The organism is Stutzerimonas kunmingensis, assembly GCF_002929225.1.
GTDB lineage: Bacteria > Pseudomonadota > Gammaproteobacteria > Pseudomonadales > Pseudomonadaceae > Stutzerimonas.
Window position 1 is genome coordinate 453,748 of the sequence record NZ_PISM01000014.1, and the last position, 25,767, is coordinate 479,514.

Genomic DNA, 25,767 nt, shown 5'->3' on the forward strand with positions numbered 1-25,767 from the left:
AGTAGAGCGCGATGGCGCCAACAGCGAGGGTTGCTACGAGCGAAACAGTGGCGGCGATCATGCCGCCACCTGCAGATGGTTCGGGCGGCGGTACCAGGTCGGCATCGGGAGCACATCGACCGGGATGACTTCGCGGCTGGCGGTGTGAACGATTGGGCGGACTTTGAGCGCATCGCACGGGTTCGCAATGTCGATGCCGATGCGGCGCAGGCGGGCGCGGTGCGTCTTGACCGACGACTTCTCGAAGTCGAACTTGGCTTTGCCTGTCATCCAGAGCATTGCGTATTGGGCGGTCGTGTATGCCGCCTTGGTGCTGGTCACGATCTTCTCGGAAATGAGGTGATCCGCGATGGTTTCATAATCCATAGCCGTTACCTTCAGTCGGTCGTCTATCTTCAAAAATGCGTCATGTATGGTCTGGAAGCGGGCCTCATCGAACATGCCCCACCACGCGAGGCCTTCTCGCAGCAGGTATTCGCGCTTTAGCTCTTGCTCCATGCGAACAACGCCGTGTTCTTCGCAGTACGCGATCAGATCGCGCAGGTACTTCACCTCAGCAGAGTCATCGCCGAAGTTTCGGCGGGCTTTCGGTAGCAGGAATTTGGTGATCGCAACGGACTTGATGTAGGCCTTGCGGTACTGGTCGCGTGCCTTCCAATCGACAGTGCAACCGTCGTCATACAGGTGGCCGACCTTGTACCCGGCGCGCTGGGTGCTGAGCGAAGAGACGTATTGCAGCCCGTTGCCCTTCCCCACAGCACGGTTCGTGGTCAAGTCGATTCGGGTGATACGCATGCCGTCGCCGACGGTAGTGTGTTTGTGCGCCTTCTCAACGGTCTTGATGTAAGCCCCGGCATCACCTTCCTGCTCAGCAGCTTTCACATCGGATCGTTTGCCGGAAACGCGGCGGCTGATGACGCGGGATGTTTCAGCCTGCATGAAATCGAGACGGGTGCACTTGGTCAGCGCTGGGAGGCCGTACTCAAGCAGGATGCGGTTATAGACCGCCACGCACTGGTCGAGGGTGCGGAAACCGAACAGGTTATCGAGACGATCAACAGCACTTGGATTGCCCTGAACGATCAACTTGCGACCATCGACGCGGATAGTGATCGACGTTGTATAGGACCCTTCGTGCTTCCAGCTGGGCTGGGTGACGCTGAGACGTTCACCAGTTCGGGCGCAATAGCGCTCGATGGTGATATCGGCGACTTTCGGCAGATCGAACGGATACACCTGCTCTACCGATAGGTAGTCGATGAACATCCGTGACTGTTGATCTGCTGAAGACATGCCCGAAATCCGTCAAGGCCCACATATGGGTCGCAAAGCTACCGCATATGGTTTGAATACGTCAAGCCGTATGCGGTCTGTAGAATGACCACATATGGCGGACGCCAAAAACGCAGGGGTTAGCATCCATGGACACCGAAAACACTCAGAGTCAGACGGACATGTCAGTCGCCAACAACATACGAAAGGCGCGGGAAAACAAGGGCTTAACAGTGGAAGAGGCAGCGTCCATATGTGGTGTTCCGATTGGCAGTTACCGGAAATACGAGAACGGACAGTCACAACCGACCGCAGTCCCGATCAGGGCAATAGCAAAAGGCCTTGGGGTTTCAACGGATGAAATCCTGATGGAACCTGACGAACGGTCTGTAAAGGCAGAGCTGAGGCGTCTATTCGGGGCGATAGCAGAGCTTGATGATCAACATCAGGCGGAGGTAAAGCGGGCAATTAAAGGGCTGCTGATGGTGTTTCAGCAGGAGGAGCTGTCCGAGTAAAAGTATGGGATTCCATACCAAATTGGGGGTGTTACAGGCATGTAAACCTCAACACCGACCTGCTGCCGGTAGGCGTTGTGTAGCCCGTTCTTGATCGAGTCACCGAACACGCGCGCCTTGACAGTGGTGGTGACGTCGAAGCCGTCGCGATCCTTGGCGGAGGTTTGAAGCGCAACGATGGCCCAGAGCTTGTCCGGTTCGCCTTTGTCTACTACGCCGAGGACGGTGCCTTTGATGATGTGCATGGTGTTCTCCAGAGTCAGAAGCCGAACAGCTCGGCTACACAGGGGGTGCCTTTGGCCTCGAATTCGAGGAACCAATGGCGTTCGGGCTTGGTGCCCTGGTCTTTGCGCTGCTCAAGGGCAGCGAAGGTTTCAGCGACCTGCTGTTGCAGGACGGACGTGTCAACGGTCGCCTGAGTGCGGCGGTACTGCTCGAGGCGTTCGCGCTGGCAGCGGCTGAGCTGGCCACCTTGAAAGCTGACGGTGCGGAGGGTCATGCCCTCCCCCGGCTTGCTATCGACCATCTGGATCATGGGCGGAACTCCAGGCGGACGAAGTAGAGCGCGATGGCGCCAACAGCGAGGGTTGCTACGAGCGAAACAGTGGCGGCGATCATGCCGCCACCTGCAGATGGTTCGGGCGGCGGTACCAGGTCGGCATCGGGAGCACATCGACCGGGATGACTTCGCGGCTGGCGGTGTGAACGATTGGGCGGACTTTGAGCGCATCGCACGGGTTCGCAATGTCGATGCCGATGCGGCGCAGGCGGGCGCGGTGCGTCTTGACCGACGACTTCTCGAAGTCGAACTTGGCTTTGCCTGTCATCCAGAGCATTGCGTATTGGGCGGTCGTGTATGCCGCCTTGGTGCTGGTCACGATCTTCTCGGAAATGAGGTGATCCGCGATGGTTTCATAATCCATAGCCGTTACCTTCAGTCGGTCGTCTATCTTCAAAAATGCGTCATGTATGGTCTGGAAGCGGGCCTCATCGAACATGCCCCACCACGCGAGGCCTTCTCGCAGCAGGTATTCGCGCTTTAGCTCTTGCTCCATGCGAACAACGCCGTGTTCTTCGCAGTACGCGATCAGATCGCGCAGGTACTTCACCTCAGCAGAGTCATCGCCGAAGTTTCGGCGGGCTTTCGGTAGCAGGAATTTGGTGATCGCAACGGACTTGATGTAGGCCTTGCGGTACTGGTCGCGTGCCTTCCAATCGACAGTGCAACCGTCGTCATACAGGTGGCCGACCTTGTACCCGGCGCGCTGGGTGCTGAGCGAAGAGACGTATTGCAGCCCGTTGCCCTTCCCCACAGCACGGTTCGTGGTCAAGTCGATTCGGGTGATACGCATGCCGTCGCCGACGGTAGTGTGTTTGTGCGCCTTCTCAACGGTCTTGATGTAAGCCCCGGCATCACCTTCCTGCTCAGCAGCTTTCACATCGGATCGTTTGCCGGAAACGCGGCGGCTGATGACGCGGGATGTTTCAGCCTGCATGAAATCGAGACGGGTGCACTTGGTCAGCGCTGGGAGGCCGTACTCAAGCAGGATGCGGTTATAGACCGCCACGCACTGGTCGAGGGTGCGGAAACCGAACAGGTTATCGAGACGATCAACAGCACTTGGATTGCCCTGAACGATCAACTTGCGACCATCGACGCGGATAGTGATCGACGTTGTATAGGACCCTTCGTGCTTCCAGCTGGGCTGGGTGACGCTGAGACGTTCACCAGTTCGGGCGCAATAGCGCTCGATGGTGATATCGGCGACTTTCGGCAGATCGAACGGATACACCTGCTCTACCGATAGGTAGTCGATGAACATCCGTGACTGTTGATCTGCTGAAGACATGCCCGAAATCCGTCAAGGCCCACATATGGGTCGCAAAGCTACCGCATATGGTTTGAATACGTCAAGCCGTATGCGGTCTGTAGAATGACCACATATGGCGGACGCCAAAAACGCAGGGGTTAGCATCCATGGACACCGAAAACACTCAGAGTCAGACGGACATGTCAGTCGCCAACAACATACGAAAGGCGCGGGAAAACAAGGGCTTAACAGTGGAAGAGGCAGCGTCCATATGTGGTGTTCCGATTGGCAGTTACCGGAAATACGAGAACGGACAGTCACAACCGACCGCAGTCCCGATCAGGGCAATAGCAAAAGGCCTTGGGGTTTCAACGGATGAAATCCTGATGGAACCTGACGAACGGTCTGTAAAGGCAGAGCTGAGGCGTCTATTCGGGGCGATAGCAGAGCTTGATGATCAACATCAGGCGGAGGTAAAGCGGGCAATTAAAGGGCTGCTGATGGTGTTTCAGCAGGAGGAGCTGTCCGAGTAAAAGTATGGGATTCCATACCAAATTGGGGGTGTTACAGCACCCCCACCGCCGACCAGCTGAAAAGCGCTGCTGAAACAGAGCAACTGTCGTGACCTGACCATAGGGGGTGCTGACGGTCTTGGGAGAGCGGCAGAGAGACGCCCGGAGCGGTTCCAGTTGGGCAGATCGAGGCGCGGGTTGAGGTAGTGGCGGGACAACTGGAAGAAGATCGCGAGAAGCCTCCAGAGGGCCATACAGGCCGCTGGGGGCTTTTTTGTGGGTCGATGGTTGCGGCCCCTTCGGGGGTATCGTCGCAGGCGCTATGCAGCACGACAGGAGGCAGTGCAGGCGACTAATCGCCGCGAGCGGCGAGGTCGAGGCCAGCAGGACAGGTCAAAGCAGGTTGATTCGCTCAGCGATCTGCCGCAACTCGTGCAAGACGGCATCGAGCTGGGCACCTTCGTCGTCAAGCTGGGCGACGCGCTTTCTCAGTTCGCGGATCTCGGCGACGAGTCGCGGGTAGTCGTCGAGGATCCACGTTATTGCGTCGGAGCCCTTGCGGCCCGGCGCATACAGCTCGGCGGTTTTGATCAGGCGGGTTTCGAGGTCGATAGCGCATCGCATAATCGGCCCTATGTTACGCGCCGCCTGGAGCCGGGGGCATTTTCCAGACGACGCTCAACATAAGGCCAGTGTCATTATGCGAAGCCACCCATGAAGATAAGGCCACATTGCCCACAGACAGGCAACGTGGCCGGTCAGCACTTAGTGTTTACGTCGCTCCAGGACACACAACGTTCGAATGTCTGACCAGAACATCTCATCCGGATAGGATTGGGGATTCGAAACACTGAAGACCATAAAATGCGGGTGCGCATAGGTGCCTTCGAGTTCCAAGACAATTCCGGCGATCTGAACGCAACACCAGAGAGGCTCGCAGTCATCGTCCCAGATAAGTTCAACCAATACGGTTTTCCCCAGAAGCGAAACCGCCTCAGAGGCTGTTATCCGACATGATATTTTTTCATTCTCGGCCCGCTTTCTAGGCTTCAAGGCAGAAGCAAGAAATCCAGCAGGCACGGGGGTTTCAGTAGACTTTTCAACAGCCATTTCGATCATCCTCCGATCGGTGTGGTTAGTCATTGCCTGGCGGTTGCCGCCGACAGGCAGTGACGACTTATCGCGCCCTAGCCAGATATGCCTTAATGGCTAACCGGATATGGTGCGAAACAGGTGCCCCGTCACGCTCAGAAAGCAATCTGAGATCTTCGAGCATGGCCGGGGGTAACAAGAGGCTATACGGCACCTTCTTGGCCTTTCCTGGGGCTTTCTGAACTGGCGTCACTGGTGGTTGGGCAGACGCCAAGGGCAAAGCCCGTTGTCCCTGCGACTCAAGGGAAATCCTACGCAGCTCGATCAGCAGCGAACGCTGTCCCTCAGGCGCAAGACCTCGCATGATGGCCAAAGCATCCTTCTTGGAGTGACGACGAATCACCTGGAGAAGATGCAGGAGTTCTTTGCTGTCTGCGTTCATATAAAACCTATATATGTTTAATATTGGTCTTATAGCTATTTAGCGGCCGCAATGCAACATTTCTAACCGAACGAATAGCCGTTAGAAGCCCTGCTACGACTGGCTTTCAAGCCAAACCACAGATTATTGAGCATTTCGATGTCGGTTTATCTGACGTGTTACAGGGACGTCAGCGAGCACGGCGGCGCAAGAACACGCTCGCTACGCTCGTGTGTTTCATGTGCCGCCGTGCTCGCTCATTTTCCTGACGCGCTTCGCTTGTCCCCTACCCGCCCCCTGGGCAACAAGTTGCCCCGGCGTCAGGCAGGCCGATTGAATCAAAGCTCAAGGATCGCCCTACACGCATCCTGTAAGGCTTCAAGACGCACATCGAGCATCGAACTCTCAGCGTCGAAATCAGATAGTCGACGCCGAAGCTCCCGCAAATCAGCAACCAACTGCGGGTGCTGCTCCAGGATGAAACACACAGCGTCGAGAGGATGCCGACTAGGCGCATAGAGCTGCGCTAGCTCGACAAGATGTGACGGAATTTCTAGGGGCACAGGCTTGCGCATAATCGGCCCTATGTTACGCGGCGCCCGGAGGCGCAATTGTCCGGGCGCCGCTCAACATAAGGCCAGCGAGATTATGCGAAGCCACCCATGAAGATAAGGCCACATTGCCCACAGACAGGCAACGTGGCCGGTCAGCACTTAGTGTTTACGTCGCTCCAGGACACACAACGTTCGAATGTCTGACCAGAACATCTCATCCGGATAGGATTGGGGATTCGAAACACTGAAGACCATAAAATGCGGGTGCGCATAGGTGCCTTCGAGTTCCAAGACAATTCCGGCGATCTGAACGCAACACCAGAGAGGCTCGCAGTCATCGTCCCAGATAAGTTCAACCAATACGGTTTTCCCCAGAAGCGAAACCGCCTCAGAGGCTGTTATCCGACATGATATTTTTTCATTCTCGGCCCGCTTTCTAGGCTTCAAGGCAGAAGCAAGAAATCCAGCAGGCACGGGGGTTTCAGTAGACTTTTCAACAGCCATTTCGATCATCCTCCGATCGGTGTGGTTAGTCATTGCCTGGCGGTTGCCGCCGACAGGCAGTGACGACTTATCGCGCCCTAGCCAGATATGCCTTAATGGCTAACCGGATATGGTGCGAAACAGGTGCCCCGTCACGCTCAGAAAGCAATCTGAGATCTTCGAGCATGGCCGGGGGTAACAAGAGGCTATACGGCACCTTCTTGGCCTTTCCTGGGGCTTTCTGAACTGGCGTCACTGGTGGTTGGGCAGACGCCAAGGGCAAAGCCCGTTGTCCCTGCGACTCAAGGGAAATCCTACGCAGCTCGATCAGCAGCGAACGCTGTCCCTCAGGCGCAAGACCTCGCATGATGGCCAAAGCATCCTTCTTGGAGTGACGACGAATCACCTGGAGAAGATGCAGGAGTTCTTTGCTGTCTGCGTTCATATAAAACCTATATATGTTTAATATTGGTCTTATAGCTATTTAGCGGCCGCAATGCAACATTTCTAACCGAACGAATAGCCGTTAGAAGCCCTGCTACGACTGGCTTTCAAGCCAAACCACAGATTATTGAGCATTTCGATGTCGGTTTATCTGACGTGTTACAGGGACGTCAGCGAGCACGGCGGCGCAAGAACACGCTCGCTACGCTCGTGTGTTTCATGTGCCGCCGTGCTCGCTCATTTTCCTGACGCGCTTCGCTTGTCCCCTACCCGCCCCCTGGGCAACAAGTTGCCCCGGCGTCAGGCAGGCCGATTGAATCAAAGCTCAAGGATCGCCCTACACGCATCCTGTAAGGCTTCAAGACGCACATCGAGCATCGAACTCTCAGCGTCGAAATCAGATAGTCGACGCCGAAGCTCCCGCAAATCAGCAACCAACTGCGGGTGCTGCTCCAGGATGAAACACACAGCGTCGAGAGGATGCCGACTAGGCGCATAGAGCTGCGCTAGCTCGACAAGATGTGACGGAATTTCTAGGGGCACAGGCTTGCGCATAATCGGCCCTATGTTACGCGGCGCCCGGAGGCGCAATTGTCCGGGCGCCGCTCAACATAAGGCCAGCGAGATTATGCGAAACACGACCTTACGCCTTAGACGTTACCCACCACCAGATCACCTCCAGCTTTTAGCCTCAATATCTCCAAAGCGCTTCAGCTTTCGGGTGAATCCTTTGCCTGCGCATGCTGGCTGTTCGGCTGACTAGTTTCCGCATTCCGAAACGCCGAGCGAAATTCGCTGGGTTTGAGTCCGGTCTGCTTCCGAAAGAAACGGCTGAAGTATGCCGCGTCGTCGAACCCCAGGTCGCGGGCGATCTGCTGGATGTCGAGCGTGGTATACGCCAGCTGACGTTGTGCTTCGCGAACGACTCGCTCGTTGATGATCGCAGTCGGTGATTCACCCAGACCTTCGCGGGTGGCTCGGCCCAGTGTGGCTGGCGTGATTCCCAGCGCTTCGGCGTACAGACCAAGCGGCCAATGCTGTCTGAAATGCGTGTCGACCAACTCGCGAAACTGAATCAGCAGCTGGGACCGCCTGCCATTGGCTGGGCGAGCTATCGGCACTGGCTGTTCCAGCCGGACGACATATACGAGTAACGCGAGCAACAATGCGTGCCCCGCGGCGACATTGCCGCGTTCCTGACTGTGCGCTTCCGCCTGGATCAGCTGGATCATCGGCCATATCGGCTCTTCACCGTCTGCATCCCACGGCAGCGGCACCACTGCCGGACGTTGCATCAAGGCCAGCAGGTCGCTGGACAAAATCCGCGCCATCGACTCCAGCGGTCGCTGTGCTGCCGTGATGACCGGCCCGTCGGTCTCGGGACTGTAGCGAAAGGCATGCACGGTGCGCTGCGGCAGCAGGATCAGGCACGGCGCACGGAAGCCCATGCGGCTGTTCTCCAGAGAAACTTCGCCCTCGCCACTTCGTACATAGACGATCTGCAACAGTGAGTCATGCTGATGCGGCTTGATTTCGCGCTGATGCATGTCGCCGCGTTCGTTGATCCATTCCAGATGCAACAGGTCCTGCCATACGGGCAATGCAGCCTGGCCATACAAGGCGTAGTTGGGAATGCGTTTGCTCATGAATTCCTGTCGTGGTGCCGGTGTCCGGCGCGGAAAAATGCACTAATCGTCCTAGTGGTTGTTCAGTCTGTCATACGTCTTTGACGTTAAATGTAACCATCTGTGTTGCAGCGTGACGGCCGCGCCCTCTCCCGCCTCTGGCCCACGCCCCAAAAAACGAACTCTATGAATATGCCAACCTGGCACGAATGGCTGTTTTCGGCCAAGGCGCTGATTGCCGCCCTGCTTGCGCTGTACATCGCTCTGGCGATACCGCTGGAAAACCCTTACTGGGCCATGGCCTCGGTTTACGTCGTGTCGCATCCGTTGTCCGGGACGACACGTTCGAAGGCGATCTATCGCGCGCTGGGCACGCTGCTCGGTGCAGCCGCATCGGTCGTGCTTCTGCCGACGTTCGCTCAGCAACCGGTGATGCTCAGCCTGACGATCTCGCTGTGGATCGGCGCCCTGCTCTTTCTCTCATTGCTGGACCGCTCGCCACGCAGTTACATCTTTCTACTCGCCGCCTATACGGTGCCGCTGATCAGTCTCGCTGAGGTCAATCACCCATCGACCATCTTCGATGTCGCCCTGGCGCGTTCCGAGGAGATCCTGCTCGGTATCGTCTGCGCCAGCGTGGTAAACGCCGTGCTGTTTCCCAGCCGCATCGCGCCGACCCTCGCGGCGAAGATGCACCTGCTGCTGCGCGATGGGCGCGGTGCCGTCAGCCGGATGCTCAATACCCAGCACCTGGTCGAAGCCGACCAACGTGCGCTGAATGCGCTGCTGGTGGATGTGATGGGGTTGGACGCAATGATCAGCCATCTGAGCCACGACAGCAGCAGTCATCTCTCCACCGTCCATGCTCGCGAATTTCGCGCGCGTATGGCGATGTTGATGCCGCAGCTGATCTCCACCGCGGACTCGCTGCACCGGCTTCAGGCTGAGCTACAGGGCTTGCTGCCGGAACTGGGGGATTACCTGCAGGAGGTGGATCGCTGGATTCAGTCCGATGCCGAGGCTGGGCACGGCGAGCATCTGCGCGAGCGCAGCCTGCAGCTGGCAGCCTGGCTGGGCGACAGCCATCCGGCGCACGCCCTGGCGATCGACAGCGGCCTGCGCCAGCTACGCGCGTTGATCGACCTGTGGCAGGACTGCCTCGACCTCTACCAGCAGTTCCATGAGGGCCATCCCGAGGCGGCACCGGCGCTGCGCTATCACGTACAGCAACTGGTCGGCGGGCCACGCCACTATGACTACGGCCTACTGGCATTCACCGCGGCTTCGGTAGCGCTGTCGGTGTTCTGCCTGAGCATGCTGTGGTTCGTTTCCGGTTGGGAGCACGGCTATAGCGGCGTTTTCATCGCCGCGGTGGCAGGCTGTTTCTTCGCCAGTCAGGACAATCCGGCGCCGTTCATCAAGTCGTTTCTGGTCGCCACGCTGATCTCCTCCACGGCCGCCGGCATCTACCTCTTCGCGTTGCTGCCCAATGTGCACGATTTCGGCAGCCTGGCCATCCTGCTCGCCGTGCCGCTGCTGTTGCTCGGCACCCTCGCCGGTCGACCGCAACACGCCGGGACAGTGATCGTGATTGCGGTGCAGACGATCTCCAACATCACCCTTCAGGACAGCTACCGCGCCGATTTCCAGCTGTTTGCCGACATCGCTCTGTCCACTGCGCTGGGCGTGCTCTTCGCCTTCGTCTGGGCTCGCCTGACCCGGCCGTTCGGTACGCTCTGGGCTGCGCGGCGATTGGTACGCCACGGCTGGCTGAGCCTGGCGGCGCTGGCAGACCTGCGACGTTGGCGCAACGAAGCCGATGATGCCTCGAGTTTCATCGACCGTATCGCCCAGCTGCTACCACGCCTGGCTCAGCTGGATGACGATCGTCTGGCGCTGAATGACGCCACGCGCGAGCTGCGCGTCGGTTTTCGCCTGCTGGAACTGCGTGAACTGCGGCCGGCACCCGCCATCGAGCAGAAGCTGGAGCCGGTGCTGGGCATGATCCGCGCGCATTTCCTTGCCTGCGCCACCGCGCGTAGCCAACTGCCGACACCGGAGCCCTTACACGACGCCCTCGAGGCCGCATTGCAGGATCTGCAGCGCGATGCTTCGCCCAGCGCACACCGGGCGGCCCAGGTGGTGCACGGCTTGCGGCTGGCGCTTTTCGCCGACGCATCGGCCAGCGTGCGTGCCGCACCGGGAGGCCCGCCACCCGCAGCCGGCCTCTCCCCCGCTGGAGCGCACGCATGACCGGTCACCTCGATGTGTACGGCGTCTATGTGCCGGTCCTGCTGGTTGCCATGCTGGCCGCCTATGGCATCAAGAGCCTGCTCGCCACCGTGCTGCAGCGTACAGGCTTCTACCGCTGGGTCTGGCATCCGCCGCTGTTCAACCTCGCCCTGTACATCATCGTGCTCGGGGCCCTGTTCAATCTCCTTCCCCGGATGTGAATCGTGAAGAAATGGATACCCGCCGCCGGCTCGGTGCTGCTGACCCTGCTGGCGGTCGTCATCGCCGTCGTCGTCAGCCTGCACCTGTGGGACTACTACATGGAGGCACCCTGGACCCGCGACGGCCACGTGCACGCCGACATCATTCAGGTCGCACCGGATGTTTCCGGGCTGGTGACCGAACTGCACGTGCGCGACAACCAGAAGGTCAGCCGCGGCCAGGTACTGTTCGTGATCGACCGGGCACGCTTCGAACTGGCGGTCGACGAAGCCCGCGCCACAGTGCTCGAGCGCCGCGCGCAGCTGGACCAGGCGCAACGCGAAGCCAAGCGCAATCGGGTGCTGAAAGACCTGATCGCTGCGGAAACCGTGGAAATCGGCGACACCCAGGTCAAGCGCGCCGCTGCCGCCCTGGCCACGGCTGAGGCCGCCCTCGGCGTGGCGCGTCTGGATCTCGAACGCACCACCGTGCTCAGCCCGGTGGATGGCTATCTCGGCGACCAGACGATGCGCGTGGGCGATTACGTGAAAACCGGTACGCCGGTACTGTCGATCGTCGATACGAATTCACTGCGCGTCGAAGGCTACTTCGAAGAAACCAAGCTGCACGCCATCGAGATCGGGCAGCCGGTGGACATCCACATCATGGGCGAAGCGCAGCATCTGCGTGGCCATGTGCAGAGCATCGCCGCAGGCATCGAGGATCGCGACCGTGTGCGCGGCAACTCGCTGCTGCCCAATATCGACCCGAGCTTCAACTGGGTGCGCCTGGCGCAGCGAATTCCGGTTCGCGTTGTGCTGGACGACGGCCAGCAGAGCGACATCCGCTTGGTGGTTGGCCGTACGGCGACGCTGTCCGTGCTGCCGTGGTCGCGCGACACATCGGCGACGGTCAGCCAATGAGCCGCGCGGCATACGCACTGCCGTTCGCTCTTACTGCGCTGCTCGCCGCATGCAGCGCGGTGGGCCCGGACTACCGCGTGCCAGACCAAGCCCTGGCCTTGCAGGCTGCTGCGCAGAAACCCTTCGATCTGGCCGGCAACGAGCGGGTCGAACAGGCGCCGCTGCCGGACGACTGGTGGCAGCTCTATGACGACCCGACGCTCGATCGGCTGGTGAGTGAAGCCCTGATCGGCAATGCCGACGTGCGCCAGGCGTATCACAACCTGCGTCGCGCCTATGAAGGCTTCCAGATGGCGCACCACGCGCAGGAGGTCGTGGTCGGCGGCAACGGCTCGGTTGCACGCGGCCAGCTGTCCAGCGAAGCCCTGGCCCTGGAGGAAAAACTTCCAGTGATGAACCTCGCCGACGCCGGCCTCAGCGTGGGTTACCAGCTCGATCTGTTCGGTCAGCTGCATCGCGCCGCGGAAGCAGCGGGAGCCGATGCCGACGCCAGTGCCGCGCTGCTCGACACGGCCCGCATAACTGCCGTGGCCGGGGTGGTACGCAGCTACATGACGGCCTGTCATGCCAGTGAGGAGCTGACGATAGCGGAGCATTCACTGGCGATTCAGCAGCGACAGCTGGATGTCGCAGAGCGCCTGTTCGTGGGCGGTCGTGGCAACGAAGTCGATGTGGCCCGCGCCCGCGCCCAGCTGGAGGCTCTGCGTGCCGAGTTGCCGCCATTCGAAGCGAAGAAGGCAGCCGCGTTGTATCAGCTCGCCGCCCTGCTCGGCCGCACGCCCGGAGCCCTTCCCGAGACGGTTACCGCCTGCAGTCACGCACCTCAGCTGCGCCAGGCGATTCCGTTGGGTGATGGCACAGCCCTGCTCAAGCGCCGCCCGGACATCCGGGCGGCCGAGCGCGCACTCGCCTCCGCTACGGCACAGATCGGCGTCGCCACGGCGATGATGTATCCGCAGGTCAGTCTCGGCGCTGCGGCCGGTTACACCGGAATGCTCGAACACCTCGGTAATCCGGTAACCCGCCGCTGGGAATTTGGCCCGTCGATCAGCTGGCATTTTCCGACCCGGGTCGATCGCGCGCGCGTTCGCGCCACCGAGGCCGGAGCCGCTGCCGCCCTCGCCCGCTTCGACGGAGTTGTGCTCGACGCACTGCGGGAAACCCAGACCCTGCTCACGCACTACGCTCACGACCTGCATCGTGACCAAGCGCTGCGCGAAGCGCGCGATGCCGCGCGAGACGCCGCGGACCACTCGCGCCGGTTGTACCAGGAAGGACGACTGGCCTATCTCGACAGCCTCGACGCCGAGCGCACCCTCGCAACGGCCGAAGCCGCCCTGGCGGCGTCCCAAGCCCAACTGTCGCAAGACCAGGTGAACCTGTTCCTCGCGCTGGGCGGCGGCTGGCAAGGCACGCCAACCGCATCGGCGCACGCTGGAAATCCATCGCCGGGCGTGCCTGGCCAATAACCCAGAGAGGCCTTACTCGATGGACATGCTGCAAGCGATGCGGGTATTCGTCCGGGTAGTCGACGCCGGCAGCTTCACCGCCGCGGCGAAGCTGACTGACACTTCCACCGCGCAGGTTTCCCGTCTGGTGGCTGAGCTGGAGAACCACCTCCACGCGCGCCTGCTCAACCGCACCACGCGGCGTCTGGCGCTGACCGAGGTCGGTGCGCGTTTTCTCGAACGATCGCGCGAGATCCTGGCGCAACTGGAGCAGGCGCAGGAAGAAGCCTGCGGGGCGCATCTGACTCCGCGCGGGCGCCTGCGGGTGCACTCTACGACCGGTCTGGGCATCCAGCTGCTGGCGGGACTGGCGGGTAGATACGGTGAGCGCTATCCCGACGTCAGCCTCGACCTGACCCTTTCGCAACATCAGCCCGACCTGCTGGAAGCCGGACTCGACGTCATCATCACGCTTTCCCGCGAGCTGCCGGATTCGGAGTTGATCGCCCAGAGACTGGGCGAGGTTGGCAATGTTGTCTGCGCGGCGCCCGGCTATCTCGAGCAGCATGGCGTACCGCAGCAACCGCGTGACCTGCAACAGCACCGCTGTCTGCGCCTGGCGGACCCGGTCTTCGCGGATGAATGGCGCTTCATCGCAGACGGTGCCGAAGACGTGATTCGCCCTGGCGAAGCGTTCAAGGTCAACGTGGCTGAAGCCATGGCCAGCGCGGCAGAAGCCGGCATGGGCATCTGCCTGCTGCCCGACTATGTCGCGGCTCCGGCCCTGCAGCGCGGCGCACTGCTGCGCCTCTTGCCCCGCTATCGTCTGCAGGAAAAGCAGATCCACGCGCTCTACCCGTCCCGGCGTTTTCTCGACGCGAAGATCAAGACCTGGGTCGACTTTCTCGCGCTGGAGCTGCCGCGCGCATTCACCAACTATCACCGCATCCTGCAGGACCCGGTCCATTGGGCCTGATTGTTGCGCGGCGGGTAAAGGTGCTTCACCGCTGGCGCGGTTTTTCCCCTCCTGGTCGCTCACTAAAATTGCCGGGTGGCAACGGACACTAGAAGCCAGTCCGCTCCTTCGCCGGTCGAGCGCTCCTTCGATCGGTCGTCCCGCCACCTTTTGGCTGCTTTCCCTCGTGGCAGCCTCGTTTATTTCCCGGCGTATGCCATCCGGCAGGCGCTGCACGCAAGAAACGCCTGCCTTCGCCCCTGTCGCAGCGACCTGGGCCCGCAGGCACTCTGGAGGTTACCTGTGAACAAACTGATCTGGATTGCCGGCCTGGCACTCAGTGCCCAGCTGGCGTATGCCGCCGATGAACCCAAGGCCTATCAATATGGCGACAAGCTGGACATCGCCAAGGTCATATCAATGGACGTGCCTGCTGGCGGCTGCGAGGTCGTGACCGCCCGGATGACCTATGTGGATTCCAAGGGCGAAACCCACGAAACCACGTACCTGCGCCAGGGCCCGGATTGCCACGATTTCTGAGTCCGGCGCGAGCTGCCACAGCTAAGCGTACGCCGCTTGCGGCATTGGCACAGGCTGTGCGCGGCAGGTCAGATGCGCGCCGGGATTCGGCAAGCGAACCAGTCGGTTTTGAATCGCAGTTCTGAAAGAGGCAGAACGGTTTCGGCCGTTTTACTGTCCGAGCCCCAGGCGCTCATTACATTCAGGACCGCATGACTATTTCGATTTCAACCTTCCGCTCGGCATGCAGCCCTGCCGCTACCCGACCAGTTCCTGGCAACACTCGCCCTTTACTGGCAGCAATCGTCGCAGCGGCGTTGCTCGGTCTTGCCGGTTGTGGAATCCAGCAGCCGGCGACTCCGGCGCCCAAGCCGGAAGAGGTCCGGGCCAGGATCGCTCGCCTGATCCCCGCCAACATCCCCGATCGTCGGGGTTGGGCTCAGGACATCTACACAGCCTTCGATGCGCTGGATATCCCGCCGAACGATGAGAACATCTGCTCGGTACTGGCCGTGACGGTGCAGGAGTCGACATTCCAGGCGACCCCGCCCGTGCCCGGCCTGGCGAAGATCGCGCGAGAGGAAATCTACCATCGTGCCGGCCGCCTGCACGTCCCGCGTTTCGTGGTGGATGCGGCGCTGGACGTGAAGTCACCCAACGGCAAGACCTATAGCCAGCGTCTCGCGGCCGTGCGCACCGAAGAGCAGCTGAGCGCGATCTTCGATGACTTCCTCAGCATCATGCCGCTCGGCAAGCAACTGTTCGGCACGCTCAACCCGGTCAAGACCGGCGGCCCGATGCAGGTCAGCATCGCCTTTGCCGAAGACCGCAGATGGACATACCCCTATGAACGGCAAGGCTCGATCCGCGACGAAGTCTTCACGCGCCGTGGTGGCATGTACTTCGGCATCGCCCACCTGCTCGACTACCCCACCAGCTATCGCGAACCGCTGTACCGCTTCGCCGACTTCAATGCCGGCTGGTACGCCAGCCGCAACGCCGCGTTTCAGGCCGCAGTCAGCCGTGCCAGTGGCATCAAGCTGGCCCTCGACGGCGACCTGATCATTCACGGCAGCAGCAAGGCCGGCCAGACCGAGCGTGCGGTTCGCGCGCTCGCAGGCAAGCTGGACATGAGCGAGACGGCGATTCGCAACGCGCTGGAGCGCGGCGACAGCCACGGTTTCGAGGAAACCGACCTGTATGAAAAGGTCTTCGCACTGGCCGAAAAGCGCGCGGGTAAGCCGCTGCCTCGGGCGGTGCTGCCGGGAATCCGGCTGGAAAGCCCGAAGATCACCCGCAACCTGACCACCGCCTGGTTCGCCAACCGGGTCAATGACCGCCACCTCGCGTGCATGAAGCGCGCCCGCAACTAGCGAAAGCCTGCATGGCCGGCGACTGCTGCATGGCACCACACTGAAATTGTCACTGGCCCAGGCCGTAGCGCGCATAACGAACGCTACGGCAACCGATCTTGCGGAACGTAGCGCGGCCGTCTGACGGCCGCATCAGCGCGGCTCAGCGCTGGGTTATGGACGTGCTGTTGCCAGTGCCGTTCTGGATGATGGCGGCGCTCGGCGGCGCGGCGAATTCCGTCAGTTGATTGAGCACGGCGACGTTGGCATCGCCGGTCTGGCTGATCGAAGCGGTGCCATAGGCGGCATGTTGCACCACATCGATCTCGTTGGCCGAACCGTTCTGCGCGATGTCGAGCACCGGGCCGTCGAAACTCTGGTCAACGTTGACGCGATTGTCGTTGCCGGCCGAGGTCCCTCGAATCGTTCCGGTGCGCGTGCCCTGCCTCGCCGTCAGCTCGTTGCCGATTCCGTTCTGGGTAAAGCTGAAGTTGCTGAACCCCGCCCATTGCACCACTTGCGCACTGTTAGCGCTGCCGACCTGCGCCAGGTCGACCTCGCCTGTGTAGTACCGGCTGCCTACTTGGGTAACCGCGGCTTCGTTGAAGGCGCCGTTCTGATCAACGGTGACTCCCCCGCCGTAGGCGAACACGTTCTGGTCGATGGTGATCCGGTTGTCGCTGCCGATCTGCTGGGTAGTGGCGGTCGCAGCACCGTTCTGAGTGACTTCGGTGAGATTGTTCGTACCGAATGTGCGACTTTCCAGCCCGTTGGCATAGAACAGCTGCTCGACCCGATGAGTGTTGCGTGCGCCCTGCTGGTGGATGGTCGCTTGGGAGCCGTTACCGTCGGCCTGCTCGACTTCGGCGACATTCTCATCTCCAAGCTGTACGACCGCCGCCGAATGCCCGAAGTTATAATCGCTTGCCTGATACACCGTCGCCTGGTTGCCCATCCCCCGCTGGTGGAGCTCCAACTGCGTGGGCTGCAGCGAGGTTTCGCCGCCGCCCTGCTCTACTCGCGAGAAGTTCGCATCCCCTTGCTGCAGCAATAAGGCCGAATTCGAGCCCCCACGCTGCTCGAGGATGACCTCGTTATCGTTTCCGGCCTGGGTGGTTACGACCTGTGCCAGGGCCAAGCCCGGCAACGAGCCGAGCAGGAAACAGGCGATAAGCGGTTTATGCGCGAACATGCGGGACACTCCTTTGAATATTGTTGTTGGCCGACATCATGCTGGCTTTGTCTGGCGCCTCCCTCACCATTACCGCTCCCCTGAACGGGCCGATTGTTTGCCCGGTGGTGCCACCCGCCTATCGCCCTATCGGTGTAGACCGACTACGTTTAGACGGACGGCGACTTAAGCCGGCATGGCCAGACGTTCGCGCATCTGCGCGGTGATGGTCTGCCTGACCCGCGTCATATCCGCCCAGGGATCGTCGTCGCCCAGTTCCTGCAGGCGCTCCAGCAGATTGCGTACGGTCCAGAGATTGGCGCCCTTGAGGTCCGCCAGTTCTTCGCGGTGGATCGGCACGGAGACCGGCAGGCCCTCGCGGGCACGCACCGAATAAGGGGCGACGGTACTGGCGCCACGGCTGTTGCGCAGGTAGTCGATGAAGATGCGTCCAACCCGGTTCTTTGGCCCGCTTACGGCGGAAAAATGCGACGGCAGCAGCTTTGCCAGGTACTTGGCGATGGCCTGACTGAAGGCCTTCACCTCACTCCAGCCGTGTACCGGATCGAGCGGTACGACGATGTGGATGCCTTTGCCCCCGCTGGTCTTGAGGAACGAGGTCAGGCCGATCTCGTCCAGCAGCGTCTGGGTCAGCTGAGTGGCTTCGAGCATGCTCTTCCAGGGCAGCGCCGGGTCCGGGTCGAGGTCGAGCACGAAGCGATCCGGATGCTCCAGTTCGGGCGCTACCGCGTTCCAGCAGTGCAGCTCGATGGTGCCCATCTGCGCGGCGCCGACCAGCGCTTCGGCGCTGTCGATCACCAGTAACGCACCGTGCTTCGGGTCTAGCGCCGGGTCGAGTTGAGTGATGTGCGGGATGGCCAGTTTGTCGGCGTGCTTCTGGAAGAACAGCTCGCCGGTGATGCCCTCCGGGGCGCGCACCAGGGCCAGCGGGCGCGCTCGCAGCTGCGGCAGGGCCCAGGGCGCGATCTGCGCGTAGAAGCGGGCCACTTCGATCTTGGTGATCCCGCTGCTGGGGTCGATGATCCGCTCGGGACTGGAGATTTTGATCCGGCCGCTGCCGATGGGGTCGGTCTGCCGCTGCTCGGCTTTGCTGCTACGACTGGCGGGCTTGGCTCGTTCATGGGTAATGGCGTCGGCGGGCTTGTCCGAGCGCAGGCCATGGAATACCGAATGGCGGACCACGCCTTGGCGGGTCATCTCCGCGTAGGCAACCTCGCACATCAGTTCGGGTTTGAGCCATTGCGCGCCGCGCACATCGGCAATAGGTGCCGCCTTGGCCAAAGGGCTTTTGTCGGCTTCCAGCTTCTTCAACTGCTTGTGCAGGCTTTTCAGCGTGGCCTGATTGAAGCCAGTGCCGACCTTGCCTGCATAGAGCAGCTTTCCACTGTCGTCATGCAGCCCAAGTAACAGCGCGCCGAACCCGGTGCGCGTGCCCTTGGGCTCGGTGTAGCCGACGATGATGAATTCCTGCCGGTTGCTGCACTTGATCTTGACCCAGCTGCTGCTGCGCCTGGCGGTATAGGAGCTGCCCGCTCGCTTGCCGATCAGGCCTTCGAGCTTCATCTGGCAGGCGCTTTCCAGAATGCTGTCCGGCTGCTCGGTGAAATCCTCGGAGAAACGCAGCAATTCGCTGTCGCTGCCTTCCAGCACTTCACGCAACGCCGCGCGACGCTGTTCCAGCGGCACATCCCGCAGGTCCATGCCGTTCAGATAGGGCACGTCGAACAGGTAATAAAGAATGCTTCCACTGCGTCCGGCTTCGAACGCGTTCTGCAATGCCTGGAAGTCCGGAGCGCCCTCCTCGTTCGGCACCACCACTTCGCCGTCGAGCCAGCCGGATTCAAGCCCGAGTCCGGCAAGCGCGGCCGCCTGCTGCGGCATCTTCGCCGTCCAGTCATGGCCGTTGCGGGTGAACAGCGCGACCTTGCCGGCGTCGATACGGGCGAGCATGCGGTAGCCGTCGAACTTGATCTCGTAGCGCCAGTCGCCGCTCGGCACGGCGTCCACCAGCGTCGCCAGCTGCGGCTTGAAGGTCTCCGGCAATTCGGCCGGGACGGCTCCTTCCAGCTTTACCGCGTCGCTCTTCTTGCGTGACGCTCGCTTTCTTGCCGGCGCCTTGACAGGCTTGGCCGGCGCTTCCGCAACGCGAGCCTTGGCCGGCCCGCGTTTGCGTGGGACCAGCGTGCGATCGCTGAGCACGCTGTTCGGCTCGGCGGAGACGACGTCGTACTCACCCTCCTCGCGCGCGGCCTCGTCACGGGACTTGATCAGGAACCACTGCTCCTTCTTGCCATCCATGTGCGTGCGCACCAGATTCCAGCTGCCGGCGAGCTTCTCGCCCTCGAGGCTGAACTTGAGCTTGCCCTTGCGATAGCCCTCCTGCGGATCACCTTGCGGTATCCACACGCCGCGATCCCAGACGATCACATCACCCGCGCCGTAATGCCCGGCCGGAATGGAGCCCTCGAACGTGGCATATTCCAGCGGGTGATCCTCCACATGCACTGCCAGCCGGCGAACGCTCGGGTCAAGGCTGGGGCCCTTGGGGATCGCCCAGCTCTTCAGCGTGCCATCCAGCTCCAGGCGAAAGTCGTAATGCAACCGCGTGGCGTCGTGTTTCTGGATGCAGTACTGCAGGCTCTGGACCTTGCGTGACTTGCCGCGCGCCTTACCCGACGGCTCGGGCGTGGCGGCAAAATCACGCATGCGCTGGTATTCGTCGAGCGCCATGGCTGACCTCCGGCAATGTCCCGCGATTACTCGAGCTTGCCAGCGTCGGTGGAACTGTCGTCAGCCCCGCCGGGCGTCGAATGCCGGTTCGGGTCAGTGGATTTTTCCTCGCTTCCCGGCTGCGGCGCTACCAGCCGGCCATCTTCGGTCACGGTGCGTCCCTGATCGTCCTGGCGGGTTTCGACTTCCTCCTGCGGCGTCGGATTACCCATGGTGCTGGGGCGCGAACCGGTGTCGTCCCGCGGAGTACCAGCGGGAAACTGGGCCATGGCCGGTAGCGCAACCAGGCCGCTCAGGATCGCCGTGAGCATCGTTTTCTTCATCTCGGTTCTCCGCTAAGGACGACGTACTTAATTTGGTCATCCCCTACTGGTATGAAGTTCAGCAGGGACAGATCGAGCCGTCCGACGGGTTCCGACAAGCGGCACTGGCCGGAAACTGTCATGTAGAGCAGTTGCCGGACTTAATCCGCCGGGTGGACAGATCGCCGCATTTACAACCGGACAAGCACTGCTACGGTTGAATGACGTCGGGAAAACCAGGGGTGCGCAGCGATCGCTTTACTGCGCTCAAGTCACCTTCCTACATAGGGAGGATTTATGAATACGCGTCTTCCGCTGTTCAAGATCGAAGCGATCCTGCACACCTACCTTCGCCCATTCCAGTGCGAATGCCGCGACGATTCCGACAACTCACTCCGCGTGCGCCTCTTTCAGGAATCGCCAGACGAAGAACTGACCGTTCTCGGCATTTCCTACGATCAGTGCCGCGATGCCGCCAATCTGGTGCGTCTGGCGCAGGAACTGCGCATTGAAATGTGCGTCACGCGTAGCTCGCTGCCCGCCGAAGGCAAACAGCTCAGTCACGTCGAATGAGCCTCGCTTAGCGAGGCGTGCGGACGATCCGGCCGCTGGCGGTCTGGCCGCGTGCCATGTATTTCAGGAATACGTCGTGGCCATAGCTGTGGCTGTGGGTGGCCTTCTGGCGACCGAAGCGTTGCCAGGCGCGTTCATGCAGATAGAACACCAGGGTGTTGCACAGCGGCTCGATCAGCGCGACCGCCCCGCCGATCAACAGGCTCCCGGTGAGGGCATAGACGACGATGAACGCTGTCGCGAAATGCAGCACAGCGAAGGTCAAGGTCTTGAGTAGCGGGCGTTGTCTCATTGCTAGCTTCCACCAGGCGCGCGACGGCGAGTGGTCACGGCATGGCTAGTAAGTTGGAGGGGTAATGCACCCGGCCGGCGGCAGCCGGGCGCCCGGGCTAGTCGCTCAGCGCTTGGCCTCGACATGCGGCTCGGCCGCACGGGTGAGATAGGCCTGGGTCAGCTCGGCCAGGTGGTCTCGTAGCCAGTCGGCCATGGCCACCTCCTCCACCAGGATGCGCTCGCACACTTCCTTGGTCTGCATGTCACCGACCGCTTCGGCGGCGGCGATGAGGATCTTGTAAGAGGCGATCTCGAGGTTCTCGAACACGTAGCCCATCTGCGCGCCCTTGACGATCTCGTCGTTGACCATCATGCCGCCCATGGCCTGCCCCATCGCCATCATCTTGCCGCCCAGGTCCTTGAGGCCGGAGTAGGACTTGTCGTAGCGCTGCAGGCAGCCTTCGATCAGCTTGGCCTGGTTCTGGGTTTCGGTGATGTGCTGTTCGATCCGCGCCTTGAGTTCGGGGTAGTGCTCGATGCGGCTGGCCTGCTTGTTCAGCATGGTTTCGGCCTGCGCCTCCATCGCGTGCGCATCGCGCAGCCATTCGATCAGGCGTTCGGTACGGACGTCATTGCCGGTCTGTGCACTCTGCATGGTTCAACTCCAATCGGGTCAGAAAATCGGGTCGTGCTCTGCAACCCGCTTGGAATTTGTGAAACATCCCGCCCATAGGAGTTCCGCCCACCCGTCCGGCGCACTTCCCGGCTGCGCGCCCTGAACTTTCGCCGCCGGCTGTCTGTCTCTGCCCCAGACCTCTGGCCAACCGGAACGCCCGCTATCGAATTTCCAGCCTTTCTCCTGCAGTGGGATCACTACATCAGCCAGCCGGCACTGCGCACCATAGCCGCGGCGCTATTCGTGGCGTTGGTCCTGAGTCTCTTCGGCCGGCTGCTGACCGCCCTGACGCTGCGCCTGGCGCGAGCCTTCCTGTTTACCCGGGAGCTGTCCGAGCAACTGGAAAAGCCCGTCCGGTTGCTGTTGCCACTGGTAGGGGTGCAGGGTGTATGGACGTCTGCGCCGAACGATCTGCATTTCATCGACGCGGCACGGCATGTCACCACGCTGCTGATAATCGCCACCCTCACGTGGCTGGTGATGCGCTTGCTGCGTGGGCTGCAGCAGTTCATTCAGCTGCGCAATCCGGTGGATGTGGTCGACAACCTTCGCGCCCGGCAAATACAGACGCAATCACGTGTGCTGCTACGCACCCTGACCTTCTTTGTGCTGTTGATTGGCGCGGCGGCCATGCTGATGACCTTTCCCGGTGCCCGCCAGTTCGGTGCCAGCCTGCTTGCCTCGGCGGGCCTTGCGGGCCTGGCGGTGGGCTTTGCCGCGCGGCCCGTGCTGGCCAACCTCATCGCCGGCGTGCAGATCGCCATGACCCAGCCGATCCGCCTGGACGACGTGGTCATCGTCGAGAACGAATGGGGTCGCATCGAGGAAATCACCGGCACCTACGTCGTCGTGCGGATCTGGGATGACCGGCGGCTGATCGTGCCGTTGCAGCACTTCATCGAGAAACCGTTTCAGAACTGGACCCGTCGCAGCTCCAGCCTGATCGGCACGGTTTTCCTCTGGGCCGATTATTCGCTGCCGCTGGAGCCGCTGCGCGAGGAGCTGCGCCGGCTGTGCAAGGAAGTGCCCGAGCTGTGGGACGGCCGGGTCTGCGTACTGCAGGTCACCGACACCAGCGAGAAATCCATTCAGCTGCGGGCCCTGGTGAGTTCGCCGGATTCGTCGCGCAACTGGGACCTGCGCTGCCACATTCGCGAAAGCCTGCTGAGCTTCATCCAGCGGCAATACCCGCACTCGCTGCCGCAACTCCGCGCTGACCTCAGCGTCGGCCACAAGCAGCGCGTCGATACATCGCAGCCCGAGCATGTCGAACCGGAGCGCCAGCCACCGGTGTGACTAGTCGCCCTCGAGTCCCTCCAGCTTCTTCAGCAACTCAGCGTATTTAACCGGTAGCTGGGTGAGTCCGTGTCGCGCGGCCTGCTTGCGGATCGCGACCCGGTCGCCATCGAACTGCACCGTTTCGCTCACCACCACCTGCCGCTCGCCCCGCATCAGTGCATAGGCGTAGCACTGGGTGCCGCCTTCATCCTCCTGGTCATCGTCCGCAACACCGGTATTCGACACGGCAAGGGTGGCGACGCTGGCGTTCAGCGCGCCGATAGCCATCTCGCGCGCGACCTCCTCGCTGGTCAGGCCGAATCGCTCGATGGTCTCGAAGTCCACCTTGAGCAGGCGGTTCTTTGCCTTGGGTGAATAGACCACGAAGCCGCTGTCGAGCACCTGGCCGCACCCCGGAATATCGCCCATCAGCGAAGCCATCAAACCGCAGGTACAGGACTCCGCGGTGGTCAGCGTCAGTTCCTCGCGTTGCAGAAAGTCAACGACTCGTTCGATCTCTTGCATGTTTTTTGCTCCGACCATTCCAGGTTCAACGCCTTCACGACTCTGTATTCGGAGCAAGTTGGCTGGTTGCGAGTTCCGGCAGTGGTAGTTGATCGGGTTTTCAAGAACTTCTACCGCGACGCCGGGTCTGGTTTCTGGTAGGGCCAGTGAAGCCCCGCCTGCCTGCGCGGCAGCTCCGAACTAGATTTCAGCCTGGTCGTGTTCATGGTATGTGACGGTCATCAGATCGTTGCATAGGAGAAATATGCTCGTAGCTGGCGCCGGCACCTGGAACGCCGGGGCTCTGGGGAGATCGTGATGAGTATTGCCGCTGTGAACGCCCTGCCTGTCGGACTACCGAAGGCGCAACCCGCCATACCCCTGGTTACTCGCCCTGCCCTGCAGATTCGCAGTAGCCACGATGACAAACGCAAGATCCTGTTCGTCACCTCCGAACTGACCGATCTGGTCAAGACCGGCGGGCTCGCCGACGTGTCGGCGGCACTGCCCCGGGCATTGGGCGCACGCCACGATGTGCGCGTGCTGATCCCCGGCTATTCGCAGGTAATCAACAGCGGTCACGCCATCCGCACGGTTGGCTCGCTGGGCGGCTATGCCGAGATTCCCGGCTGCCGCATCGGCCGGATGGACATGCCCGACGGCCTGATCATCTATGTGCTGATCTGCCCGGAACTCTATGAGCGCGAAGGCTCGCCATACGGTGACGCCGATGGCAACGACTGGCCGGACAATCCGGTGCGTTTCGCTCGCCTCGGACTGGCCGCTGCGGAAATCGCCGCCGGTACCGCCTGCATCCGCTGGGCGCCCGAGCTGGTGCACGCCCACGACTGGCCAGCCGGTCTGGCGCCCGCCTACATGCACTGGCGCGGGTTGAACACGCCGAGCGTCTTCACCATTCATAACCTCGCCTACCAGGGCAACATCGATATGGCGCAGCGGCGCCTGCTGGGAATCCCCGCCGAGGCCTGCGACCCGGAGCGCATGGAGTTCTACGGCAAGCTGTCCCTGCTCAAGGCCGGGATCGCCTATGCCAACCGCGTGACCACGGTGAGCGCTACCTACGCCGAGGAAATCACCACGCCGGAATTCGGCTGCGGCATGGAAGGCTTCCTCAGCATGAAAGCCCGGCAGGGACTGCTCAGTGGGCTGCTCAACGGCATCGACGAAAGCTGGGAGCCGGAAAGCGATCCCTATCTGGTGAAGGGTTTCAGCGCACGCAACTGGGAAGGCAAAAAGGCCAATGCCGCGTATATCCGCGATTCGTTCGGTCTCGAGCATTGCCATGCACCGCTGTTCGCCGTGGTCTCGCGCCTGGTGCACCAGAAGGGTGTCGACCTGACCCTAGACGTGGCGCATGCCATCGTCGAAGGCGGCGGCCAGCTGGCCATCCTTGGCCAGGGCGATCACCAGATCGAGCATCAGGTTCGCCAGCTCGCAGCCCAGTACCCCGGCCGTGTCGCGGCCCACATCGGCTTCAACGAAACCGATGCGCGCCGCCTGTTCGCCGGCAGCGATTTTCTGCTGATGCCGTCGCGCTACGAGCCGTGCGGCCTCAGCCAGATGTATGCCCAACGCTATGCCTCGTTGCCAGTCGCACGTCGCACCGGCGGGCTGGCCGACTCCATCGATGACGGCATTACCGGGTTCCTGTTCAACGAATCCAATGTCAGCAGCTACCGGCAGGCCGTCCAGCGGGCGCTGGCGATCCATCAGCATCCTCAGCTGCTGGCCGCCATGCGTTGCCGGGCCATGGGGGCCGGCTTTTTCTGGCGTCACGCCATCGAGCCCTATGACGCGCTGTACCGGCAATTGCTCGGAGAGCGCCGCGAGGTTCGTCTTTTAATCTGAAGAGGTCGTTC

26 protein-coding genes are annotated in these 25,767 nt (G+C 61.5%); 12 read left to right on the forward strand and 14 right to left on the reverse strand.

What is annotated here, in order from left to right; translation table 11 throughout:
- Positions 1-57: 57 nt before the first annotated feature.
- A complete protein-coding gene (locus CW305_RS08780) occupies positions 58-1,293 on the reverse strand; it encodes a phage/plasmid replication domain-containing protein (RefSeq protein ID WP_245890978.1) in 1,236 nt (411 codons plus the stop codon).
- Positions 1,294-1,421: 128 nt separating this feature from the next.
- Between CW305_RS08780 and CW305_RS08785 the strand changes: the two genes are divergently transcribed.
- Complete coding sequence (locus tag CW305_RS08785; protein WP_245890979.1) at positions 1,422-1,787, forward strand: helix-turn-helix domain-containing protein; 366 nt, start codon at positions 1,422-1,424, stop codon at positions 1,785-1,787.
- Here CW305_RS08785 and CW305_RS08790 read toward each other — a convergent pair.
- The 3 genes from CW305_RS08790 to CW305_RS08800 all read right to left on the reverse strand — a co-directional run bounded on the left by CW305_RS08790 (position 1,763) and on the right by CW305_RS08800 (position 3,637).
- On the reverse strand, positions 1,763-2,032 hold the full coding sequence (locus CW305_RS08790; RefSeq protein WP_181063873.1) for a hypothetical protein: 270 nt from the start codon (positions 2,030-2,032) through the stop codon (positions 1,763-1,765). The two genes, CW305_RS08785 and CW305_RS08790, sit on opposite strands and share 25 nt — an antisense overlap.
- A gap of 14 nt (positions 2,033-2,046) precedes the next feature.
- Positions 2,047-2,322 carry a hypothetical protein gene (locus tag CW305_RS08795; RefSeq protein ID WP_245890977.1) on the reverse strand — a complete coding sequence of 92 codons (276 nt, stop codon included), beginning with the start codon at positions 2,320-2,322 and terminating at the stop codon, positions 2,047-2,049.
- A 79-nt stretch (positions 2,323-2,401) separates the two neighbouring features.
- On the reverse strand, positions 2,402-3,637 hold the full coding sequence (locus tag CW305_RS08800; RefSeq protein WP_245890978.1) for a phage/plasmid replication domain-containing protein: 1,236 nt from the start codon (positions 3,635-3,637) through the stop codon (positions 2,402-2,404).
- A gap of 128 nt (positions 3,638-3,765) precedes the next feature.
- Between CW305_RS08800 and CW305_RS08805 the strand changes: the two genes are divergently transcribed.
- Positions 3,766-4,131: a helix-turn-helix domain-containing protein gene (locus CW305_RS08805; protein WP_245890979.1), complete on the forward strand. Its 366-nt coding sequence runs from the start codon at positions 3,766-3,768 to the stop codon at positions 4,129-4,131.
- Between the two features lie 372 nt (positions 4,132-4,503).
- Here CW305_RS08805 and CW305_RS08810 read toward each other — a convergent pair whose 3' ends face one another.
- The 4 genes from CW305_RS08810 to CW305_RS08845 all read right to left on the reverse strand — a co-directional run bounded on the left by CW305_RS08810 (position 4,504) and on the right by CW305_RS08845 (position 8,750).
- Entirely contained in the window at positions 4,504-4,734 is a 231-nt protein-coding gene (locus tag CW305_RS08810; protein ID WP_104097665.1) for a DASH complex subunit Dad3, read from the reverse strand.
- 141 nt (positions 4,735-4,875) lie between these two features.
- Positions 4,876-5,220 (reverse strand): hypothetical protein, encoded by a 345-nt coding sequence (locus CW305_RS08815; protein WP_104097863.1) that lies wholly within the window; start codon positions 5,218-5,220, stop codon positions 4,876-4,878.
- Positions 5,221-6,336: 1,116 nt separating this feature from the next.
- Positions 6,337-6,681 (reverse strand): hypothetical protein, encoded by a 345-nt coding sequence (locus CW305_RS08830; RefSeq protein ID WP_104097863.1) that lies wholly within the window; start codon positions 6,679-6,681, stop codon positions 6,337-6,339.
- A gap of 1,133 nt (positions 6,682-7,814) precedes the next feature.
- Positions 7,815-8,750, reverse strand: coding sequence for a helix-turn-helix domain-containing protein (locus CW305_RS08845; RefSeq protein WP_104097668.1), 936 nt, complete (start codon positions 8,748-8,750; stop codon positions 7,815-7,817).
- A gap of 165 nt (positions 8,751-8,915) precedes the next feature.
- On the opposite strand from CW305_RS08845, the gene CW305_RS08850 reads away from it, so the two are divergent.
- The 7 genes from CW305_RS08850 to CW305_RS08880 all read left to right on the forward strand — a co-directional run bounded on the left by CW305_RS08850 (position 8,916) and on the right by CW305_RS08880 (position 16,380).
- Positions 8,916-10,982: an FUSC family protein gene (locus CW305_RS08850; protein WP_104097669.1), complete on the forward strand. Its 2,067-nt coding sequence runs from the start codon at positions 8,916-8,918 to the stop codon at positions 10,980-10,982.
- Positions 10,979-11,182 (forward strand): DUF1656 domain-containing protein, encoded by a 204-nt coding sequence (locus CW305_RS08855; RefSeq protein WP_014820227.1) that lies wholly within the window; start codon positions 10,979-10,981, stop codon positions 11,180-11,182. The genes CW305_RS08850 and CW305_RS08855 overlap by 4 nt, the downstream gene beginning before the upstream one ends.
- A 3-nt stretch (positions 11,183-11,185) precedes the next feature.
- On the forward strand, positions 11,186-12,085 hold the full coding sequence (locus tag CW305_RS08860; protein ID WP_102841094.1) for an efflux RND transporter periplasmic adaptor subunit: 900 nt from the start codon (positions 11,186-11,188) through the stop codon (positions 12,083-12,085).
- Complete coding sequence (locus CW305_RS08865; protein WP_104097670.1) at positions 12,082-13,554, forward strand: efflux transporter outer membrane subunit; 1,473 nt, start codon at positions 12,082-12,084, stop codon at positions 13,552-13,554. Before CW305_RS08860 ends, CW305_RS08865 begins: the two co-directional genes overlap by 4 nt.
- 19 nt (positions 13,555-13,573) lie before the next feature.
- Complete coding sequence (locus CW305_RS08870; RefSeq protein WP_104097671.1) at positions 13,574-14,509, forward strand: LysR family transcriptional regulator; 936 nt, start codon at positions 13,574-13,576, stop codon at positions 14,507-14,509.
- A 282-nt stretch (positions 14,510-14,791) separates the two neighbouring features.
- The gene (locus tag CW305_RS08875; RefSeq protein WP_014820223.1) at positions 14,792-15,028 is read left to right on the forward strand and encodes a DUF2790 domain-containing protein; all 237 of its coding nucleotides are present in this window, start codon (positions 14,792-14,794) and stop codon (positions 15,026-15,028) included.
- 191 nt (positions 15,029-15,219) lie between these two features.
- Complete coding sequence (locus tag CW305_RS08880) at positions 15,220-16,380, forward strand: DUF1615 domain-containing protein (protein ID WP_104097672.1); 1,161 nt, start codon at positions 15,220-15,222, stop codon at positions 16,378-16,380.
- Positions 16,381-16,522: 142 nt separating this feature from the next.
- Here the strand turns inward: CW305_RS08880 and CW305_RS08885 are convergent, their stop codons facing one another.
- The 3 genes from CW305_RS08885 to CW305_RS08895 all read right to left on the reverse strand — a co-directional run bounded on the left by CW305_RS08885 (position 16,523) and on the right by CW305_RS08895 (position 20,604).
- Positions 16,523-17,497 carry a hypothetical protein gene (locus CW305_RS08885; protein ID WP_245890980.1) on the reverse strand — a complete coding sequence of 325 codons (975 nt, stop codon included), beginning with the start codon at positions 17,495-17,497 and terminating at the stop codon, positions 16,523-16,525.
- Between the two features lie 219 nt (positions 17,498-17,716).
- Positions 17,717-20,281 carry a DNA ligase D gene (ligD, locus tag CW305_RS08890; protein WP_104097674.1) on the reverse strand — a complete coding sequence of 855 codons (2,565 nt, stop codon included), beginning with the start codon at positions 20,279-20,281 and terminating at the stop codon, positions 17,717-17,719.
- 26 nt (positions 20,282-20,307) lie between these two features.
- The gene (locus tag CW305_RS08895) at positions 20,308-20,604 is read right to left on the reverse strand and encodes a hypothetical protein (protein ID WP_101275748.1); all 297 of its coding nucleotides are present in this window, start codon (positions 20,602-20,604) and stop codon (positions 20,308-20,310) included.
- 276 nt (positions 20,605-20,880) lie between these two features.
- Between CW305_RS08895 and CW305_RS08900 the strand changes: the two genes are divergently transcribed.
- Entirely contained in the window at positions 20,881-21,156 is a 276-nt protein-coding gene (locus tag CW305_RS08900) for a DUF1652 domain-containing protein (RefSeq protein ID WP_014820219.1), read from the forward strand.
- 7 nt (positions 21,157-21,163) lie between these two features.
- Here the strand turns inward: CW305_RS08900 and CW305_RS08905 are convergent, their stop codons facing one another.
- Positions 21,164-21,448, reverse strand: coding sequence for a DUF2061 domain-containing protein (locus CW305_RS08905; protein WP_104097675.1), 285 nt, complete (start codon positions 21,446-21,448; stop codon positions 21,164-21,166).
- Positions 21,449-21,553: 105 nt separating this feature from the next.
- Entirely contained in the window at positions 21,554-22,084 is a 531-nt protein-coding gene (locus tag CW305_RS08910) for a ferritin-like domain-containing protein (protein WP_023445378.1), read from the reverse strand.
- Positions 22,085-22,288: 204 nt separating this feature from the next.
- Here CW305_RS08910 and CW305_RS08915 point away from each other — a divergent pair, with 204 nt between their 5' ends.
- A complete protein-coding gene (locus CW305_RS08915) occupies positions 22,289-23,401 on the forward strand; it encodes a mechanosensitive ion channel family protein (RefSeq protein ID WP_104097676.1) in 1,113 nt (370 codons plus the stop codon).
- Here the strand turns inward: CW305_RS08915 and CW305_RS08920 are convergent, their stop codons facing one another.
- Positions 23,402-23,908, reverse strand: a complete 507-nt coding sequence (locus tag CW305_RS08920) for a CinA family protein (RefSeq protein ID WP_104097677.1) — start codon at positions 23,906-23,908, stop codon at positions 23,402-23,404.
- 297 nt (positions 23,909-24,205) lie between these two features.
- On the opposite strand from CW305_RS08920, the gene glgA reads away from it, so the two are divergent.
- A complete protein-coding gene (gene glgA, locus CW305_RS08925) occupies positions 24,206-25,756 on the forward strand; it encodes a glycogen synthase GlgA (protein WP_104097678.1) in 1,551 nt (516 codons plus the stop codon).
- Positions 25,757-25,767: the final 11 nt, after the last annotated feature.